18 protein-coding genes and 1 riboswitch are annotated in these 19,645 nt (G+C 57.9%); of the genes, 13 read left to right on the top strand and 5 right to left on the bottom strand.

The genetic code is table 11. The annotated features are described in order from the left end of the window. Positions 1-66: 66 nt before the first annotated feature. Positions 67-1,182, top strand: coding sequence for an MBL fold metallo-hydrolase (locus EL26_RS07020; protein ID WP_038086043.1), 1,116 nt, complete (start codon positions 67-69; stop codon positions 1,180-1,182). Positions 1,183-1,290: 108 nt separating this feature from the next. On the opposite strand, the gene EL26_RS07025 is transcribed toward EL26_RS07020, so the two are convergent. Beyond that, entirely contained in the window at positions 1,291-1,989 is a 699-nt protein-coding gene (locus EL26_RS07025) for a TerC family protein (RefSeq protein ID WP_038086045.1), read from the bottom strand. Positions 1,990-2,250: 261 nt separating this feature from the next. Here EL26_RS07025 and EL26_RS07030 point away from each other — a divergent pair, with 261 nt between their 5' ends. The 5 genes from EL26_RS07030 to EL26_RS07050 all read left to right on the top strand — a co-directional run bounded on the left by EL26_RS07030 (position 2,251) and on the right by EL26_RS07050 (position 7,654). After that, positions 2,251-3,279: a tripartite tricarboxylate transporter substrate binding protein gene (locus EL26_RS07030; RefSeq protein WP_038086047.1), complete on the top strand. Its 1,029-nt coding sequence runs from the start codon at positions 2,251-2,253 to the stop codon at positions 3,277-3,279. Between the two features lie 11 nt (positions 3,280-3,290). Then, a complete protein-coding gene (locus EL26_RS07035) occupies positions 3,291-3,752 on the top strand; it encodes a tripartite tricarboxylate transporter TctB family protein (protein WP_038086048.1) in 462 nt (153 codons plus the stop codon). 12 nt (positions 3,753-3,764) lie between these two features. Continuing rightward, positions 3,765-5,291, top strand: a complete 1,527-nt coding sequence (locus EL26_RS07040) for a tripartite tricarboxylate transporter permease (RefSeq protein WP_038086050.1) — start codon at positions 3,765-3,767, stop codon at positions 5,289-5,291. Positions 5,292-5,373: 82 nt separating this feature from the next. Further along, positions 5,374-6,996 carry an ATP-binding protein gene (locus EL26_RS07045; protein WP_038086134.1) on the top strand — a complete coding sequence of 541 codons (1,623 nt, stop codon included), beginning with the start codon at positions 5,374-5,376 and terminating at the stop codon, positions 6,994-6,996. Further along, a complete protein-coding gene (locus EL26_RS07050; RefSeq protein WP_038086051.1) occupies positions 6,977-7,654 on the top strand; it encodes a response regulator in 678 nt (225 codons plus the stop codon). Before EL26_RS07045 ends, EL26_RS07050 begins: the two co-directional genes overlap by 20 nt. Before the next feature lie 21 nt (positions 7,655-7,675). Here EL26_RS07050 and EL26_RS07055 read toward each other — a convergent pair whose 3' ends face one another. Beyond that, positions 7,676-8,551, bottom strand: a complete 876-nt coding sequence (locus tag EL26_RS07055; RefSeq protein ID WP_038086053.1) for a LysR family transcriptional regulator — start codon at positions 8,549-8,551, stop codon at positions 7,676-7,678. Positions 8,552-8,664: 113 nt separating this feature from the next. Between EL26_RS07055 and EL26_RS07060 the strand changes: the two genes are divergently transcribed. Further along, the gene (locus EL26_RS07060) at positions 8,665-10,053 is read left to right on the top strand and encodes an MFS transporter (protein WP_038086054.1); all 1,389 of its coding nucleotides are present in this window, start codon (positions 8,665-8,667) and stop codon (positions 10,051-10,053) included. A 13-nt stretch (positions 10,054-10,066) separates the two neighbouring features. Here the strand turns inward: EL26_RS07060 and EL26_RS07065 are convergent, their stop codons facing one another. Beyond that, positions 10,067-10,915 carry an alpha/beta hydrolase family protein gene (locus EL26_RS07065; RefSeq protein WP_052036097.1) on the bottom strand — a complete coding sequence of 283 codons (849 nt, stop codon included), beginning with the start codon at positions 10,913-10,915 and terminating at the stop codon, positions 10,067-10,069. A 108-nt stretch (positions 10,916-11,023) separates the two neighbouring features. On the opposite strand from EL26_RS07065, the gene EL26_RS07070 reads away from it, so the two are divergent. From EL26_RS07070 to EL26_RS07085, 4 genes are all read left to right on the top strand, one after another. Further along, the gene (locus EL26_RS07070; RefSeq protein WP_038086056.1) at positions 11,024-11,671 is read left to right on the top strand and encodes a hypothetical protein; all 648 of its coding nucleotides are present in this window, start codon (positions 11,024-11,026) and stop codon (positions 11,669-11,671) included. Between the two features lie 181 nt (positions 11,672-11,852). Further along, entirely contained in the window at positions 11,853-12,317 is a 465-nt protein-coding gene (locus EL26_RS07075; RefSeq protein WP_038086058.1) for a YwhD family protein, read from the top strand. Positions 12,318-12,514: 197 nt separating this feature from the next. After that, positions 12,515-13,963, top strand: a complete 1,449-nt coding sequence (locus tag EL26_RS07080) for an aminotransferase class I/II-fold pyridoxal phosphate-dependent enzyme (protein ID WP_038086060.1) — start codon at positions 12,515-12,517, stop codon at positions 13,961-13,963. Between the two features lie 199 nt (positions 13,964-14,162). Further along, positions 14,163-14,302, top strand: a riboswitch (cyclic di-AMP (ydaO/yuaA leader). Between the two features lie 6 nt (positions 14,303-14,308). Then, the gene (locus tag EL26_RS07085) at positions 14,309-15,190 is read left to right on the top strand and encodes a LysM peptidoglycan-binding domain-containing protein (RefSeq protein WP_038086062.1); all 882 of its coding nucleotides are present in this window, start codon (positions 14,309-14,311) and stop codon (positions 15,188-15,190) included. A 128-nt stretch (positions 15,191-15,318) separates the two neighbouring features. On the opposite strand, the gene EL26_RS07090 is transcribed toward EL26_RS07085, so the two are convergent. Both EL26_RS07090 and EL26_RS07095 read right to left on the bottom strand, forming a co-directional pair. Then, complete coding sequence (locus EL26_RS07090) at positions 15,319-15,717, bottom strand: SRPBCC family protein (protein ID WP_038086063.1); 399 nt, start codon at positions 15,715-15,717, stop codon at positions 15,319-15,321. Then, complete coding sequence (locus EL26_RS07095; RefSeq protein ID WP_038086065.1) at positions 15,714-16,043, bottom strand: ArsR/SmtB family transcription factor; 330 nt, start codon at positions 16,041-16,043, stop codon at positions 15,714-15,716. Before EL26_RS07095 ends, EL26_RS07090 begins: the two co-directional genes overlap by 4 nt. A gap of 184 nt (positions 16,044-16,227) precedes the next feature. Between EL26_RS07095 and EL26_RS23560 the strand changes: the two genes are divergently transcribed. Together EL26_RS23560 and EL26_RS07105 are read left to right on the top strand one after the other, a co-directional pair. Beyond that, the gene (locus tag EL26_RS23560) at positions 16,228-17,367 is read left to right on the top strand and encodes a glycosyltransferase family 4 protein (protein ID WP_052036098.1); all 1,140 of its coding nucleotides are present in this window, start codon (positions 16,228-16,230) and stop codon (positions 17,365-17,367) included. Next, the gene (locus tag EL26_RS07105; RefSeq protein WP_038086067.1) at positions 17,364-19,634 is read left to right on the top strand and encodes a hypothetical protein; all 2,271 of its coding nucleotides are present in this window, start codon (positions 17,364-17,366) and stop codon (positions 19,632-19,634) included. Before EL26_RS23560 ends, EL26_RS07105 begins: the two co-directional genes overlap by 4 nt. The last annotated feature ends 11 nt before the right edge of the window (positions 19,635-19,645 follow it).

Consider the following 19,645-nt stretch of genomic DNA (forward strand, 5'->3'; position numbering starts at 1 on the left):
GACTTCCGGTTGGGGTTCGGTATGATAACGAGAGATGGAGAATTTTACTCGTAAAGGGAGATCGTTATGTGGGTTGTCCTCTCGATTGTTGTCGCCCTTCTCATCCTCGCGGTGCTGGTGTTGCGGGTGAATCCGGTGTTTGGTCGGAAAGCTTCGCGTGAGAAGCTGCGCACCTATGAAAGCTCGCCAAACTTCCGCGCGGGCAAGTTTGTGAATCAGACCACGACGGAGATGGCGATGGGTCTGAAAGCGATGGGCTCCATGCTGCGCGACTCGATCAAAAAAAATCCCGATCGCGTGCCCAAGTCTCCGCTCCCGATGGAGACGGTGGACGTGACGGGTCTGTCGCAAGGGTCTGCTTCTACTGCGCCCGCGCCTGCGAAAGTCACGTGGTTCGGGCACTCGGCGTTGCTGGTGGAGATCGACGGCAAGACGCTGTTGCTCGACCCGATGTTCGGAAAGTCGCCGCATCCGTTTCCGGCGATCGGCGGGAAGCGCTACAGCAAGGACGTTCCGATTCGCGTGGAGGACTTGCCGCCGATCGATGCCGTGTTGCTGTCTCATGATCACTATGATCATCTCGATTACGATTCGATCCGAAAGATCAAGGAACAGGTGCGGCAGTTTCTCGTCCCGCTCGGCGTCGGGAGCCACTTGGAGCGGTGGGGAGTCGACCCGAATCTCATTCAAGAGCATGATTGGTGGGACGAGTTTGAGTATGAAGGTTTGCGGTTGGCGTGCACGCCGGCGCGGCACTTTTCCGGCCGCAGCGTGAACGACCGCAACGCGACGCTGTGGTGTTCGTGGGTGATCGAGGGCCGGGAGCACAAGATCTATTTCAGCGGCGACGGCGGGTACGGGCCGCACTTTCGCGAGATCGGGGAGAAGTACGGGCCGTTTGATCTGACCTGCATGGAGTGCGGGCAGTATGACGAGCGCTGGTCGGCGATTCATATGATGCCGGAAGAAACGGTGCAAGCGCATCTCGATGTGCGCGGGCAGGTGTTGATCCCGATTCACTGGGCGGCGTTCACGTTGGCGTTTCACGCGTGGACGGAGCCGGTGGAACGCGTCAGCCTCGCCGCTCGGAAGCACGGTGTCACGCTCGCCACGCCCAAAATGGGAGAAGCGGTCGCCGTCGGGGGCGACGAATACCCGAACACCCCGTGGTGGAGATCGTGAAGCGAGTGGAAAATACACCCTCATAGTAACACATTGAGCTGGAAATGCTTATGCAAAAAAAAACCAACAACAGCTCGCAAAAAAGACCCTCGCGCAGAGGGTCTTTTTTCATGACGACGTGACGGGCGTGCCGTGTTCGGATTCTTTTTTCTTGGCGTTTGCCGAGATGCGCCAGCCGACCAGCATGACGAGGACGCCGACCGCTGCCGGAACGACGTAGTTCGCTGCCGGGAACACCTCGTCGATGAAGCCTTCGATCGCGTCGTCGCCGAGAATCATCTCGCCCGCCGTGTAGCCGATCAAACCGGCACCCAGCAAGACGATGATCGGAAACCGCTGCATCAGCGCCATCAGCAGTTGGCTGCCCCAGATGATCAGCGGGATGGAGATGGCCAGACCGATCAAGATCACCAGCAAGTTGCCGTTGGCGGCACCCGCCACGGCGACCACGTTGTCCAAACTCATGATCAAGTCCGCCACGATGATCGTCTTGATCGCATCACGAATCGAGGAGCCCGACTTCAACTTCTCTTCGTCGTCTTCCCCGCGCAGAAGTTGGTAGGCAATGTAGAGAAGCAGCAAACCGCCGGCGATTTGCACAAAGGGAATCTCCAAAAGCCACACAGCGAGGAACGTCAGCGCGATGCGCAATCCGATCGCCCCGGTACTGCCCCAGAAAATCGCTTTCTTCTGGTGCTGTTGCGGCAAATTGCGGCACGCCAACGCGATGACGACGGCGTTGTCGCCGCTTAGAACGATGTTGATCAAAATCAATTTGAGCAAGTCAAGGAGGAAACCGCTTTCCATACCATCCGCTCCTTTCTCTATCAGTTTAGCATAGCAATGCAACGAAACGTTCTGTCAGTTGTAAAATCCATAAAGTTCATTCTTCCCATTTTGTTCATTTTGCTCATGTGAACAGAATGACCAAAATGCGCGGAATGATCTTTTTGCAACTTAGTTTCCGTAACACAAATTTCAGAATGATCGGTGATATGATGTTGACCAAGACATGAAAACGCTCTCATTTGCTTTTTCTTTCGCAGATAAAAAAGGGGGAACACACAGATGAAAACCAAGCACAAATGGGCCGTTGCCCTGATGACCGGCGTTATGGCGCTCGGCGTGACCGCTTGCGGCAGCAAGGACGCTTCCAGCGGAGGCAGCAGCAAGGGCGACAGCAACTATCCGCAAAAGCCGATCGTGATGGTCGCACCGTCGGGTGCAGGCGGCGGCTGGGACAAAACCGCACGTTCCGTCACCAAAGTGCTCGGCGAAACCAAACTGGTCGAGCAAACGATGACCGTGGAAAACAAACCGGGCGGCGGCGGCACCGTGTTCATGGCGGACTACGCATCGAACGACAAGAAAAACGACTACCGCCTGTTCGTCTCTTCTCCGCCGATTTTGATCAACAACTTGAAGAAGGAAGGCAACACCCCGTACGGCTACAAAAACACCACCCCGCTCGCCCAACTCACCAAAGACTACGGCGCGATCGCGGTGAAAGCGGATTCTCCGTATAAAACCTTGACCGACCTCGTCAACGCGCTGAAAGCGGACCCGTCGAAACTGACCGTCGCGGGCGGCTCGGCTCCGGGTTCGATGGACCACCTCGTCGCGGTGCTTCCGGCGTACAAAGCGGGCGTCGACCCGAAGAAAGTCAAGTACGTCTCTTACGACGGCGGCGGCGAAGCGGTTGCGGCACTGCTTGGCGGCAACGCGGACGCGATCGGCACGGACGGCTCGTCCCTCGTCGAATACATGAAGGCAGGCAAAGTGAAAATCCTCGGCGTGGAAGCACCGGAGCGTCTCGGCGGCGATCTCAAAGACATCCCGACGATGAAAGAGCAAGGTCTCGACGCACAATTCCTGATCTGGCGCGGCGTGTTCGGCCCGCAAGACATGTCCGACGCAGCCAAGAAATACTGGGGCGACAAACTCAAAGCCCTGTCTGAAACCCCGGAGTGGAAAAAAGAACTCCAAACCAACGGCTGGGAAGCCGAATACAAAAACGGCGACGACTTCAAAGCTTACCTCGACAAGCAAGAAGGCGAAGTCAAAGACATGCTGACCGCGCTCGGCATGGCGAAATAAGGTGAGCCTCTATGAATAAAACGTTTGACCGGTATGCCAGTCTGGTGTCGCTGATCATCGCCGCCGCGTTCATGATCGAGAGCCGGAACATCTCGTCAAGCGCGTACGGCAGCAACGTCGGGCCGAACATCTTCCCGTTCGGCCTCGGCTTGATCTTCGCGCTGCTGAGCCTGCGCTTGTTCTACGAAACGTTTAAGGATTCCAAACGGGACGGGGAGACGCGCGAGAAGCTCGATTGGAAGCGATTTCTCATCATCTTCGCCGCGGCCGCGCTGTATGCTTTCTTCTTGGAAGAGATCGGGTATATCGTCGGCACGTTCGCTTTCTTGCTGATCGGGTTTCAAACGATGCAAAAAGGCAAGTGGCTGTCTTCGATTCTCATCTCGGCTCTGTTCTCCTACGGCGTGTACTTCGTGTTTGTCCAAGTGTTGCAAGGAACCCTGCCAGGCTGGCCCGTCTGGTTCGGGATGTAAGGGGGTGGCAGAATGGATGTATTGTCGTACTTAGGAAACGGTTTTGCCACTGCGCTTGATTGGCACAATCTGCTGTTCGCGTTTATCGGGGTGTTGATCGGGACGGCGGTCGGCGTACTGCCGGGCATCGGCCCGATGAGCGGCGTGGCGCTGCTCATTCCCGTCACCGCGTCGTTCACCTCCGGATTGAGCCCGGAAGCGGCGGCGACCTCGTCGATCATCTTGCTTGCCGGCGTCTACTACGGCGCGATGTACGGCGGCTCGACGACGTCGATTCTGCTGAACACGCCGGGGGAATCGTCCTCCGTCGTCACGGCGCTCGACGGGTATCAGATGGCGAAGCAAGGGCGCGCCGGTTCGGCGCTTTCCATCGCGGCGATCGGTTCGTTTTTTGCGGGCATCGTGTCGTTGGTGGCGCTCGTGCTGCTCGCCAAGCCGCTGTCCGATGTGGCGCTCAAGTTCGGTCCGGCTGAATATTTCTCGCTGATGCTGCTCGGCCTCTGCGCCGTATCCGGTTTGGCGGGCAAGTCGATGACCAAAGCATTGATGATGACCGTGTTCGGGTTGATGCTCGGCACGATCGGCATCGACAACGTCTCCGGCGTTGCGCGCTTTACGTTTGACATCCCGCAGTTGTACCAAGGGCTCGAATTTCTCACGATCGCCGTCGGTCTGTTCGCGCTCGGCGAAGTGTTCAAGACGATCCTCGAACGCGAGAGTAACGACGGAGAGCTCGCCAAGATCACCCGCATCCTCCCGACGAAGCAAGACATGAAGGAAAGTACCGGCCCGATCGTCCGCGGCTCGCTGCTCGGCTTCTTCATCGGCATCTTGCCGGGGGCCGGCGCGACGCTGGCGTCGTTCTTCTCCTACATCCTGGAGAAAAAAATCTCCAAAAACCCCGAGAAGTTCGGCAAAGGCGCGATCGCAGGCGTCGCCGCACCGGAGTCGGCGAACAACGCCGCGTCCGGCGGCGCGATGATTCCGCTCTTGACGATGGGGATTCCGGGCTCCGGCACGACGGCGATTCTCATGGGGGCGTTGATCATGTACAACGTCCAGCCGGGCCCCTTGCTGTTCGACGAACACCCGCAAGTGGCGTGGGGCTTGATCGCGTCGATGTTCATCGGCAATTTAATGCTGCTCGCGCTGAACATGCCGCTGGTCAAAGTGTTTGCCAAGATCATTTCGGTGCCGCCGAAGTACTTGATTCCGATCATCGTGGCGATCTCCGTGTTCGGCGTGTACGCGGTGCAAACGAACACGTTCGACTTGATGCTCTTGATGGTCTTCGGTGTGGCCGGTTACTTCCTGTTGAAAAACGACTTCCCGCTGGCGCCGCTGGTGCTCGGTCTCGTCCTCGGGCCGATGATCGAAAACAACATGCGCCGCGCCTTGACCGCTTCCAACGGCGACTTCATGATTTTTTTGCAAAAGCCGGTATCGCTGGTGTTCCTGGTGATCGCCGTTCTGTGGATCACCGTCCCGCTGCTTCTGAAACTGCGCGGCAAAAAAGTCTTGGTCAACGAAGAGGGCTAGGTCTGGAAATGAAACCCATTCCTTTAACGGGAATGGGTTTTTCGGTATCATGAGGTAGTAAAGTGCTAAAGGGGTGTTGAATCTGCGTCTGCAAACCAAGTTGATCTTGCTGATCTGTTGTTTGTTGGTTCTTATAATCAGTATTTTTGGAATTTACCAAGAGCAAGTGGAATCCGACATGGTCGAAAACGAAACCGGCACGCGGGCGCTCGCCGTGGCGGAGACGGTGGCGCAGATTCCGGAGATTCAGAAAGCGTTTTCCGAATCCGACCCGTCGCGTATCATTCAACCGCTCGTCGAAGAAATCCGCGTGAAAACGGACGCCGAATACATCGTCGTCGGCAACCGCGACGGCATCCGCTATTCGCATCCCGTGCCGGAGCGCATCGGCAAAGAGATGGTCGGCGGGGATAACGAACCTGTGTTGGCAGGCCGCTCGATCATCTCGGAAGCGATCGGCTCGCTGGGGCCGTCCTTGCGGGGGAAAGCGCCGATCTTCGGCGACGACGGTTCGGTGATCGGCATCGTGTCGGTCGGGATGATGCAAGAGGACATCCAAGAGCGCATCGAGCCGTATCGTCAGAAATTGATTTGGATGATCCAGCTCACGTTTGTGATCGGCGTGATCGGAGCGCTGTTGATCTCAACGGGCGTGAAGCGGGCGATTCTGGGTCTTGAGCCGCGCGAGATCGGGCGGTTGTACCGGGAGAAGCAAGCGATCATGGATTCGATTCATGAAGGGATCCTCGCGGTGAACCAGACGGGGCACGTGACGATCGTCAACCAGAAAGCGGCGAAGATGTTCGGAGTTGCGGAAGGGGAGGCGATGGTCGGGAAGTACGTTCTCGACGTGTTGCCGGGCTCGCGGCTGATGGAGGTCGTGCAGTCGGGGGAAGCGGAGTTCGACCAAGAGATGATCGGCGCGGACGATATTTTGATCGCCAACCGCGTGCCGTTGTTCAATCACAAGGGACAGGTCATCGGCGCGGTGGCGAGTTTCCGCAGCAAGACGGAACTCAGCAAAGTGACGGAGGAACTGTCGCAAGTGAAGCGCTATGCGGATTCGCTGCGGGCGCAGACGCATGAGTTTTCGAACAAGCTGTACATGATTTCCGGGTTGATTCAGTTGGAGTCGTACCAAGAAGCGCTGGAGTTGATCACGCGGGAGTCGAACATACACCAGAATCTCGTGCAGTTTATTATGCAGCAAGTGCCCGACCCGATGATCGGCGGGCTGTTGATCGGCAAGTTCAACCGGGCGAGCGAACTCAAAGTCGACCTGTCGCTCGACCCGCACAGTTCGTTGCTGGATTTCCCGCGGGATTTGAAGCGCAGCCAGTTTGCGACGATCCTCGGCAACCTGATCGAGAACGCGATGGAAGCGGTCATGGAGCAAGAAAACCCGGAAGACAAGCAAGTGCGGGTGTTGTTGACCGACCTTGGGGACGATTTGATTTTGGAAGTGGAAGATACCGGGCCGGGGGTGCCGGACGAACTGCTGGAGCGGATCTTTGAAGTCGGGTATTCGACCAAAGCGGAGCAGCACCGAGGGTTTGGGTTGGCGCTGGTGAAACAGGCGGTGGAGCAGGTGGGCGGGTACATCACGTACACGTCGTTGCAGCCGCACGGCAGTTTGTTCACGGTGGCGATTCCGAAACGATTTCTAGGGGGAGGCAGACGAGAGCATGAACGTTCTGATCATTGAAGACGACCTGCGGATCGCGGAGATTAATAGAAGGTTTGTGGAGAAAGTGCCCGGTTATCAGGTGATCGGGATTGCGGCAGACGGACTGCAGGCGAAGGAGCAGTTGGAAGTGCTGCAGCCGGACTTGGTGTTGTTGGATATTTTTTTTCCGGACATGAACGGGTTGGAGTTGCTGCGGTACATCAAGGAACACCATCGGACGACGGACGTGATCATGATCACGGCGTCCAAGGAAGTGGAGACGGTGCAGGACGCGCTGCGCAGCGGGGTGTTTGACTTCATCGTGAAGCCGTTGGTGTTTGAGCGGTTTCAGAAGACGCTGGTGCGGTTTCAAGACTACCGCCAGAAAGTCGACCGGCTGAAAAAAGAGCGCGGACCGATCGGCCAAGAGGAGATCGACGGGCTGATCCACAGCGCGGGGGAGAAGAAAGAGTCGTACCTGCCCAAGGGAATTGACACGCTGACGTTGGAGAAGATCACCGCGGTGATTTCACAGGAGCACGTCGGGCTGACGGCGGAAGCGGTCGGGCGTCAGATCGGGGTCAGCCGCTCGACGGCACGGCGGTATCTGGAGTTTCTCGTGTCCAAGGAAGAAGTGATCGCCGATTTGTCCTACGGAGATGTGGGAAGGCCGGAGCGGGTGTATCGGGGGAGGTGAGTTCCCCCGATTTCACTATCTTCAAGTAAACTTCTTCCCGTATAACGGGTTTTTTCTGAGCAGTTCCAAGAATTTATCGAGAGCGCTCGTCACGAAGCTGTTTGGGTTCCGAACGAAATAAATCTGCGTAAACGCCGGTTGCGAAGGAAGGGAAAACGACCGCAACACCCCGCTCTCTTCCAGCTTTTGAATCGCGGACTTCGGGACGAAGGAGGCTCCAAGCCCGGAGACCACGCCTTGAATCGTGGCATCCAGATGATTGAATTCCAAGTAGCGAACCGACCCCTGCCCGATCGACTTGAACCACGTCTCCAATTCTTCCCGGTGCGGACATCCCGCGGTATTCATGAGAAACGGTTGCTTGCAAACCTCCTGTACATCGCGGATGTCCGGCTGCGTGATCAGAACCAGTTCTTCCTCATAAATCAGCTCCGCCGCGAGTTGTTCCTCTCGCACGGACATTTTGATGAAGGCGCCGTCCAGTTGAAACTGGCGAATCTTCTGCAGAAGTTCCTCCGACGTTTGGGTGGTCAGCGAAAGTTCCACTTTGGGGTACAGTTTGTGGTAGTGCGCCAAGAGTTCGGGGAGGTGCAACACGGAAACGGCGGGATTGGCTCCGAGTGAAAGCGGTCCAGAGGGCTCCAAGGAATCATGAAGAGCAGCCTGTGCCTCGTCCAGCAACCGAATCACTTGATCTGCATACGCCAACAACTTCTGCCCCGCCGGAGTCAAGATCATTCCTCGATGCCGATAGAACAGCTGCGTGTCCAATTCCGCCTCCAACTGCTGCACTCTTGCGGTCACGTTGGATTGCACATACCCCAGCGTTTGCGCGGCTTTCGTGATGCTTCCCTCGTACGCCACCGCCCGAAAGATCCGCAGCTCCTGACTTTCCATAAGTCCCTCACTCCCTTTCAAGTATCACTAATAACGAATGGTCACATCATTTTCATTCATTATACATGATGTGGATTCTTCGATACAATGCTGTTTGAAAGGGAGGGAGTCCTATGAGTTTTGAAAAAAAGGAACTGGCAAGGAAGTGGGCTGTATTAGCCGTGGTCACGCTCGTCTCGTTTGTGACCAATTTAGACGCGACCATCGTGGTCATCGGTCTTCCGCGTTTGATCCAAGACTTGCACGTTTCGATGGTGACGGGGATGTGGTCGATTACGGCCTACCTGATTACGAGCACTGTATTCTTATTGCCGGCGGGGAAGTGGGCGGACGGCGCGGGGTACAAGCGAATCTTCCTGTGGGGGTTTGGTCTGTTTACAGCGGCTACCCTGCTGTGCGGATTGGCGAACTCCGGTCAGGAACTGGTCCTGTTTCGCTTGATTCAGGGCATCGGTGCGGCGTTTGCGTTGGCGACGGCGAGCCCGATTCTCATGCGTGTCTTCCCGGCTGAGCAACTGGGGCTTGCCATCGGAATCAATTCCACCTCATGGGTGATCGGATCGATCGTCGGGCCTGTCGCGGGAGGCGCGTTGATCAGTTCGTTCGGATGGCGCTCGATGTTTTTCGTTCAGGTGCCGTTTGCTCTTCTCGGGTTGGTGGCAGGATGGATTCTGCTCAAGGAGATGAAAGGCACTTTGCGGGAAAAAACAGATTGGGCAGGCGTCTTGACTTTCGGATTGGGGCTGAGCGCTTTCCTCGTCGCTCTTTCGGAAGGGCAGGAATGGGGCTGGACAACTCCGGCGGTGCTTGGGCTTTTTGGCGCAACGCTGTTGTTTTTAACAGTCTTTGTTTTCGTCGAATGGAGGGGGAAGCAACCCTTGCTGCAACTTCGCTTGTTCTCTTTCAAACCGTATACGACGGGGCTTGGCGTCACGTTCAGCTATTGCGTCGGGTATTTCTCGATCACGACGCTGCTGACGTTGTACCTGCAAAGCGCGCAACACCTAAGCCCTTTGGAGTCGGGATTGTTGCTGATTCCGTTGTCTGCGCCGCAACTCGTGATGGGTCCGCTCGGAGGGAAGTTTGCAGACCGATTCGGGCCGTTCAACATGGCGGGGATCGGGCTCTGTTTGATTGCAGGTTCGTTTTTTCTGCTCGGGAATTTGGGAGAGTCTCTGAAGCAGGCGACGGTGATCGTACCGTTGCTCATCATCTCGGTGGCGAACGGGTTGGCGTGGCCTTCCGTAGCGAAATCCGTCCTGTCCGCTGCACCGGTCGAGCAGGCGGGGTCGGCTTCGGGGATGTTCTACACCATTTATAATGTAGGGCGCGTGGTGAGTCAGACGTTGGCGTTGATCATCGTGGAGGTTTATGCGGCTCCCGCGTACTCCAAAACCGCGGTGGTGCAGATGACGGACGTTGGATTTCGAATGTTCGCGGTTTTCTTCCTGATCGCTTTGGCGCTGGTCTTTTTCATGAAGCGGGCACAAGCTGACTCCTGATTGGCATCAGGGGTCAGCTTTTTTCACGATCCCTCCACTGGGCAAACCACGCAAAAACCGCTTCATCCCGCGCCGCTCGCACGTTCTCCAGATGGTGGTCGCCCTCCGGATAGAGCACGAGTTTATGCGGATACCCCAACGCCTCCAACTTCGCCGCCAGCAACTGCGATTCTTCCGCATCGACGCGCTTGTCCGCGCCGCCCGCTTGCATCAACAGCGGCACGCGCAACAGTTCCGGCCAGCAGAGCGCAGAGCGTTCTCGGTACGGAGCCGGATTCTCCTCCGGGTCGCCGAACAAATCTCCGTACAGTTGCTCCAGCGCAAAGGGCAGCGGGCGGCGCGCCAAATCGGCCGGGGCGCTGGTCACGGCGGCGGCCCGCAAGTTCAAGCCGTGCCGGATGCACAGATACGTCATCATCCCGCCTCGCGAATGCCCGAACATGAACATTCGCCCGGCATCCGCTTCCGGCAAACTCTCCGCAAGCCACGCCAGCGCCAGAACGTCTTTGACATCCGCCCCGCCGTATTCGTCCCGGCCTTGCCCGCCGTCGTTGCCGCGATATTGCGACGCCAGCACGACATACCCGCGTGCGGCATAGCCCGCGATGCGGTGCAGCGCCTCTTCCTTGATCTTGCTGAACGTTCGATAGCCGCCCCGGTTGTAGATCAGCACCGGAAACGGCTGTCCCGCACCCGCGCCTTCCGCCACAATCGGCTTCGCGAGAAAGCCGACCACTTTCAATCCGTCCACGCGGTAGAGGATTCGTTCGAGCGTCACGTGGTCACGAACTTCTTCCTGGACCTCCATCGATTTACGCGACAGGAGAATGCCGTCTTCCGGCAATCGCTGCAACCGTTCCATACGAATAACCCCCTGATTTTCAAATCAAATTCTAATCTTTGTCTTTTATACTGCTACCACTAGGAGTCTGTCTACTTCAGAGAGAGAACAAAACAAGGAGTTGGAGTTATGCCAAAAGGTCGTCTTCGCATCTGGCTTCCCGCCATCGTGGTCCTCGTGGCCGCCGCTGCACTCATCGTGTATTACTTTACCCACCAACCGCAACGCCCGAACTTTCAAGGCGCTCCCGGACCCCGCACGCCCGGTCAACGTCCTCCGGCAGGCATGCGCCCGCCCATGGAAGAGGGCAGCGAAACGTTCACGCTTCTCGGCAACATCGCCATCGCGTTCGGGGCTTTGAGCTTCTGGTGGTTCCTCTTCAAGAAAAAGCTCGGTTCCCCCAACGCCCTGATCAAAAAAACGGGCAAACTCCTCTATAAAGCCCACACCTTCACCGGCTATCTGGCGCTGATCTTGACCACCGTTCACGGCGGCTACTACCTGATCACCAAATTCAGCGACGTGAAAACCAAGTCCGGTCTTGCCGGCTTCCTGCTCTTGCTGACGCTCGCCGTCTACGGCATGCTCTACAAGCGCGTGAAGAACAAAGACATGCGCAAAACGCACTTCGTGCTCACGAACGCTTGGCTGGTCGTGCTTTGCATTCATGCCGGCGGGTTTTTCTTCTTCATGATCGTGGTCACCGTCGCGCTCTGGGCGCTCCTCTGGTTGATCTCCAAACGGGCGCAAAAACCGGCTCTTCATACTGAAAACTAAACACGTGACGAAAAGCCCAACGCACGCAGTTGGGCTTTTTTACGATCTTCCTGCATTTCTTTCTACTCCTGAACACGATGTCCTTCTTGCGGGCGGCCTCGCACGACGACATGACATCCACCGCTCCTTGGGCTACAATAAACACCAACGACACCTGCATATTGAGGGAGGCACCAACGCAATGGAACAACTGAACCTCACCGGACGCACCGAGCACGGCACGCCGGACGACTTTGCCACGCTGTCGGTCGTGATGATCGACGGCGACGATATTTTTGTCGATAACGGCGCGATTCACGGCAAGTCCCGTCTGGAGCGCGGCGTTGATTTCCGCACGTACACCAAGCCGGAGGACGTGCCGAACGGCCGCCGCATCCAAGAAGTTTGGATTCAATTGAAATCGTTTGAGACCGGCCGCGGCTACTACGGCATCGTCTCGGCGGAGATCGTCGTCAACCGCGACCTCATGGTCGGCTACAAAAACGTCGGTCCCTTGGTGATGGCGATGGAAGGCGCGATCAAAGGCAAAGTCCAACTTCCGCACCTCTCCTCCGAGCAAAAAACCAAACTGCGCGACTTCATGGCGTCCTTCCGCGAAGACCTCTGGGCGAACACCCCGGACGAGATCAAAGCGCAATTGGCGTAACCCAAAACAAGCCGCCAATCGACCCGGCTCTCCCGCGAGGAGACCGGGTCTTTTTCGGATTTCAGGGGATACTACGAACAGCCAGTTGAAGCTTCTGCAAGATCATACTAAAGAATGAGAAAATATTATTTCTAATCTACCCCAAAGGTGATATAATGGCTTTCGTTATGTTTCTGACGAAAGGAAAGGTGTGAGAAATGCAAAACCAAACCCCCTTGTTCACGAAACTCGTTGAACATGCGAACCGGAATCCGATTCAATTCCACATCCCTGCGCATAAAAAAGGCTTCGGGATGCCGAACGAATTCTCCGAGTTCATCGGCCCGAACGCTTTGTCCATAGATTTGATCAACATCGCGCCGCTGGACGACCTGCATTCGCCGAAAGGTGTAATCAAGGAAGCGCAAGAACTGGCCGCACGCGCATACGGCGCCGACCACACATACTTCTCCGTACACGGCACGTCCGGCGCGATCATGACGATGGTCATGTCGGCGGTCGGCCCGGGCGAGAAGATCCTCGTCCCGCGCAACGTCCACAAGTCGGTTCTTTCCGCGATCATCTTCTCCGGCGCGCATCCGGTGTTTATGCATCCGGAAATCGACCCGGAGATCGGCATCGCCCACGGCGTGCCGCTCGACGAAGTGCGCAAAGTGCTCGACGAACATCCGGATGCCAAAGCGCTGCTCTTGATCAACCCGACTTACTTCGGCGTCTCCGCCGACCTCAAGTCGATCGTCGATCTCGCGCACGAGCGCGGCGTTCCCGTCCTCGTCGACGAAGCGCACGGCGTGCTGTTCAGCTTCCATGAAGACCTGCCGCTCTCCGCGATGCAAGCGGGTGCCGACATGGCGGCGACGTCTGTCCACAAACTCGGCGGCTCGATGACGCAAAGTTCCGTGTTGAACGTCCGCGAAGGCCTGATCTCGCCGGAACACGTGCAGTCGGTGCTCTCGATGCTGCATACGACCTCGACGTCGTATCTCTTGCTGGCGTCGCTCGACGTCGCCCGCAAAAACTTGGCGATCCACGGCCATGAGCTGATTTCCAAGACGCTGGAACTCGCACACGACGCCCGCCGCCGCATCAACGCCATCGACGGCCTGTACTGCTTTGGCGAAGAGATTTTGAAAACCTCGGCGACGTTCGCGCACGATCCGCTGAAAATCAACGTCACCGTCTCCAACCTCGGTCTGACCGGCTGGGAAGTGGAGAAGATCCTGCGCAACGACTTCAACATCGAAGTCGAGATGTCCGACCTGTACAACATTCTCTGCATCATCACGTTCGGCGATACCCAAGAGACGATCGACGCGCTCGTTCACGCGCTCGAAGCGATCGCCAAGGACTACCGCCGCGAAGTGCTGGAGCGCAAACAGGTCAAGTACCCGTCGATGCCGCTGCTCGCTCTCTCGCCGCGCGACGCGTTCTACAACAAACAGACGGAGATCATCCCGCTCGCCGAAGCGGCGGGGCGGATCATCGCCGAATTCATCATGGTCTACCCGCCGGGCATTCCGATCGTCATGCCGGGCGAAGTCGTGACACACGACAACATCGACTATATCGTCGAACACGTGAAGGAAGGTCTGCCGGTGCAAGGCCCGGACGACCCGAACATCGAGTTCGTCAAAGTTCTCAAGTAACACCCAACTGCCGCTTGTTTCCAAAAAAGTCTCTCGTCCGCCGTTTTGGCGGACGGGAGATTTTTTTTCCAAAACACCCACGAACCCGCAGTCTTATCGGCTGCGGAGGATTTCCCATTTTGTTTCCAGTCTTCCCCTAGTGAATCACTCGGATTTGTCTGGTAGAGTGAGTCTTGTGTTCGACAGCGTTCGACATAAAAAACTTAACAAGCCGAATCCTCACTTTCGAAGAGGAACGGAGGACCCAATCTTGGGGTGAACCCGCGACAACACGTCAGCGGGCGGGAACCTTCTTCCCGAATCCGTCAGCTAACTCCGCAGGCTTTTAGAAGGGAAGTGCATGACATGACTTTCAAAAACAAATGGAAACACCTGCTCGTCGCCGCGTTGATGGTGACCGGCGCCGTCACTCTGATGAACACCAAGGCCGAAGCGGCCACGATCACCGTGCAAGCGGGCCAAACGCTTTCCGAACTGGCGAAAGCGAACGGCACCACCGTTGCCGCGGTGAAGTACACCAACAACTTGCAGTCGGACGTGGTCGTTGCAGGTCAACAACTGAACATGCCGTTCCCGTACAAAGTGACGGCGGGCGACACGATCAGCTACTTGGCCAAGCGTTACAACACCACCGTCGCGGACATCAAAAAGATCAACCACCTCGACCGTGAAAAACTGATCGCGGGCGAAGTGATCACGATTCCGACGGGCAAGAACGCCGAGCTTCATCCGGTGGTCAAAGCGATCGAAGTTTCCCCGACTCCGGCCAAGGGCGCGGAACAAGCGGTCAAACCGGCCGTGCAAACATCCAGTGCCCGCGCCGCGATTCCGGCACAAGCTCCGGTTCGTCAAACTCCGGTCGTCGCACCGGTTCGTCAACCGGCAACCCCGACTGTTGCGGGTCAGGAGTACTCCGCTTCCTTCAACGTCGCAGCGACTGCGTACGGTCCGGGCAACATCATGTGGCAATGGGGCGGCCAGACCAAGATGGGCACCCAAATCCGCGAAGGCGTGATCGCCGTAGACCCGAACCTGATTCCGCTGGGCTCGAAAGTTTGGGTGACCGGCTATGATTCTCCGCTGCTTCCGGCGGGCGGATTCGTCGCCACGGCAGAAGACACCGGCGGCGCGATCAAGGGCAACCGCATCGACATCTACATCGACGCGAACCGCACCCAACTTCTCCAGTTTGGCAAGCAGAACATCAAAGTCTACGTGTTGAAATAATCTCGTGCAGAGCGCGCAAAACGAAAACCCCCTTGATGGAGTGCCATCGAGGGGGTTTTTGTACGACATCAGCTCAAATACTTGTTTTCCCGCGCGCCGCGGAGTTCAATCTATTCCGGAGTCATCCGTTACTGTTCCAATACCTTTCCCAGTTCGCCGCACATTCTCGTCCAGCCGAACTTCGCGCCTTCGAGCGCTTGAGGATTGGTGATTCCGGACTGTTCGAGATGCAGGTTCACTTTACCGTTTTCCAGTTCCTGCAGCGTCCAAGTGACCGTGTTCTCTTGCCCGGCGCTGACCCACGTATAGGACAGTCGGTTCGGTGCGTCCACGATCAGCACTTCACAGTGGATGATCCCGTCCCATCCGCCGACCGGCTGCGCGCGAAACTGAAAGCGGTGACCGACGACGGGCTGAAAGTCATTCTCCATGACCCACTTGGCAAGTTGGGTCGGATCGGTTAAAGCGGCCCACACTTTCTCCCTCGATGCGGTGTATTGAAAATCCAAAGAGACTGTCGAACTCATTCGTCTTCCTCCTCTAGCAGTCGGTGTAATCGCAACATGTTCGTACTCCAGAACTTGCTGTAGAAACCCACCCAATCCTGAATTTCTTGGAGCGGAAAGGGATTTAACCTGTATCGCGTTTCTCTGCCGACTTTACGGTCCAGTACCAATCCGGCCTCTTTGAGGATTGCCAAATGCTTGGAAATCGCGGTGCGGCCCATTTGAAACTGGGATGTCAATTTGTGCAGCGGCAATTCTTCGACGTCCGCCAAGAGGCGAATCAGTTCACGTCGAGTCGGGTCGGCAATGGCAACATACACATCCCTGATTTGATTGGTATCGCTCACGATCACCCTTCCCCTTACCTTCACGTCTTGAAAGGACACTGACTGGTGCCGTATTTAGGATAGGACACCAATTGGTGTCCTGTCAAGCAGACCCTTTTGCGAAAAACCACCCGACTCTCGTGCGCGGGTGGTTTTTTCCAATCGTTTTTCGGGAAAGACTGGAAAGGATGAGTGAGGTGACCCGATGCGAACCTATCAAATATTACAAGTCTTGCGTCCGATGCAGGGCGGCATGCGCCGTCATGTGCTCGATTTGATCCAAGGGCTGCAGGAATCCGGCCATGAGGTGACGGCGGCGTGTCCGAGAGAGACGGCGCTGTTTCAAGAGTTGAGCGCGCTCGTGCCGACGATGCACTTTCCGCTCGACGACGGCCTGAACCCGATCGCCGATCTGCTTGCGATGCGCCACTTGCAAAAACTGCTGCGCCGCGAGCGCTTTGACATCGTGCATCTGCACGGAGCCAAGGCAGGCTACGTCGGCCGCTTGGCGGTGCGCGGGATCGAACCCCGCCCGGCCGTGCTCTATACCGTACATAATCACGTCTTGCCGCGCCAAGCCCTTTTGAAAAAAGCGATGAACGCGCTGGAGCGCCGTCTCGCCGCCGATACCGACCGCGTGATCGCCGTCTCCGATTCTTTGCGCCGCGAACTGCTGCTCACACACGGTGTTGACGAGGCGCGCTCCGTCACGATTCGGGGCGGCATCCAAGGCCCTCCGCCGCTGACCCGCCGCTTCGCCCGCGCCGTGCTCGGCTGTGAGAACGACGAGCGCACGGTGATCGCCTGCATCGCCCGAATGGTGGAGGAGAAGGGAATCGATCTCTTGCTCGAAGCGTTCGCGATCTTGCTGTCGCGGGGCTTTGACGCGGAACTGGTGTTGATCGGCGACGGGCCGCTTCTGTCCGACTACCAAAAAATCGCCGGCAAAGTCGGGCTCGCCCGCGTGCGTTTCTTAGGAGAAGTGCCGAACGCCGCGCAGCTCTTGTCGGGTGTCGACATCGCCGTCTGCCCGTCGCGGCAGGAGGGGTTGGGGCTGGCGGCGATTGAAGCGATGCTCGCCGCAAGACCGGTTGTCGCAAGCGACATCGGAGGATTGCCGGAAGTGATCGTGCACGGCGAGACCGGCTTGCTCGTGCCGCCGGAAGACCCGGTGTTGCTGGCGAGCTCCCTCTGTTACTTGATCGAACGGCCCGACGTCCGCGAGCGGATGGGGCGTCTCGGCTCTCAGCGCGCCCACGAGAAGTTCACCCGCCACGGGATGTTGCAGGCCGTGCTCCGCGAATACGACGCCGTCATGGAAAGCCGCCAAGGGGTGATCGTATGAGAAAAAAATCAAACCTTCGCGCAGGCATGCTGCTGTTCCTGACGCTGGTGCTCGGCTCTTCGCTCCCGTTGTCCGGCGCTTATGGAGGTATTGAATATCGAAACTCCAACGAGCCGTCTCCGATCGCGCGTCATGTCGTGCTGCTTCTCCTCGACGGACTGCGGCTTTCCGACATCACGCCGGAGCGCACGCCGAACCTGTGGAAGATGCAAGACGTCGGCTCGATCGGCGTGATGAACCTGAATACGCTCGGAGCGAAAACGGACGTCAACGCCGCGCTGACGCTCGGCTCCGGCAACCGGGCGGGCGCCAATCTTGCGGCGGCAGAAGCGTACCGGACGAGCGAAACCGTCCAACAGGACGGGCAGACCGTCACCGGCGGGGATCTCTACGTCCGGCACACGGGTCAAACGTCGAACGCCGGCGTGGTGTTGCCGCAATGGCCGCAGATTCTCGTCAGCATGGACAAGCAGAAGTACAACACGTCCACGCTCGGCTTGCTCGGCGACATCCTCCACGAAGCGGGAGGGAAGACCGCGGTGCTTGCCAACTCCGATCTCGGCCAAGAGATCAACCGTCCGGCGGCGTTGATCGCGTCGGACAGCCTCGGGCAGGTCGACCTCGGCTCGTTCCAAGCGGGGCGCGTCACAGACCCGGCGCGTCCTTACGGCATGCGGACGGACCCGGGCGTTTTTTACGAAAGCTATCAAAAAATCAAGCAAGCCGCGAATTTGATCGTGCTGGAACCGGGCGATCTGGTGCGCTGGAGCAAAGCCCGCGAACTTATGCAAGAGCGGCAAGCGGCTCGCACATTTGAAGAAGCGCTGCGGGACGGCGACGCGTTGGTTGGCAAGTTGCTCGCCGACGCCGGACCGAACACGATGATTGCGGTGACGTCGCCTGTCAAACACCCGACCGCCGACGCTCCGGCGCTTTCGCCCGTGCTCCTGGCGGGCGGCGACATCATGGCGGGCGGGATGCTCTCGTCCGCCACGACGAAGCGCAAGGGATTGCTCGCCAACACCGACCTCGCGCCGACGTTTGCGCGGTTCTTGCGCGGCAACGGGTATGTCGGGGAGCGCTACGACTGGCTCGGTCAACCGGTCGTTTCGCAGACGGTGATGAATACGCAAACGGAGAATTTCGAGCTCTTGAAGAGCCAAGTGGACGCGATGCTCGTGCCGAGCTTTGCCCGCGCCGTGTTGGTCAAGCCGTGGCTGAACACGTGGATCGCGTTCGCGGCGCTGATCTTGCTGTTGGAGTTGTTCCGGCGTTCGTGGCTGAAAGTTCTCGCTCCGCTGACGGAAGCGCTGTTGATCTTCCCGCTGACGTGGCTGTTTGTGCCGCTGTTCAATCCGGTGAACAACGAGCAGACGATCCTCTACTCGCTCGGGCTCACGCTGTCGATCTGGATGATGGCGCGGGGGATTCGCGACCCGCTGAATCGTCTGGGCGCGATTGCGGGCGTGACGGTGCTGACGCTCGTTGTGGACATGCTGATCGGCGCGCCGCTTTTGGAGCGGTCGGTGCTTTCGTACGACCCGATCGCCGGAGCGCGGTACTATGGCATCGGCAACGAGTACATGGGCGTGCTGCTCGGGGCGCTGTTTTTGTTTTTGAACGCGTGGAACCGCGCCAAGCGCAAGTTGACGGTGCGCGGGCGGGTCTGGGCGACGGGGGTTTTTTTGGCGGTGATCTATCTGTTTGCCGCGCCGAAGTTCGGGACGAACGCCGGAGGCGCGCTGGCGGCGGCGGCGGGGTGCACGTACGCTTTGATGCAGTTCAGCCGTTGGCGGATGACGCGGCGCAATTGGATCGTGCTAAGCGCGGCTTCCGGCGTCGTCATCCTCGGCATGCTCGCGTTGAACTTGACGCTTCCTGGCGCGGATCAGACGCATATCGGGCGCGCCGCGCAGGAATTGGTGGACGGGAAGTTTGCGGCGCTCTATCAGATCGCCATGCGCAAGTTGCAGTTGAACTTTTTGTTGTTGCGCGTCTCGCCGTGGGGCCGGCTGTTTGTGCTGTTGCTGTTGTTTTTGCTGTTGCGCGTGTACCGCAGAAAAACCACGTCGCCCGTCTTGCGCCGCAACGGGCGCATGGTGCTGATGGGGGCGGCGGCGGCTTTGCTTTTTAACGATTCCGGCGTGGTGGCGGCGGCGCTTGCCCTGCTCTATGCGGCGGCGCCGTTGGTGGAAGCGCCGCCAAAACGCGAGATGGAATTCTGCAAGTGGGACATACTAGCCAATGACACGGCTCCACAAGAATGAAGTATGAGGTG

Source organism: Tumebacillus flagellatus (assembly GCF_000714935.1).
Taxonomy (GTDB): domain Bacteria; phylum Bacillota; class Bacilli; order Tumebacillales; family Tumebacillaceae; genus Tumebacillus; species Tumebacillus flagellatus.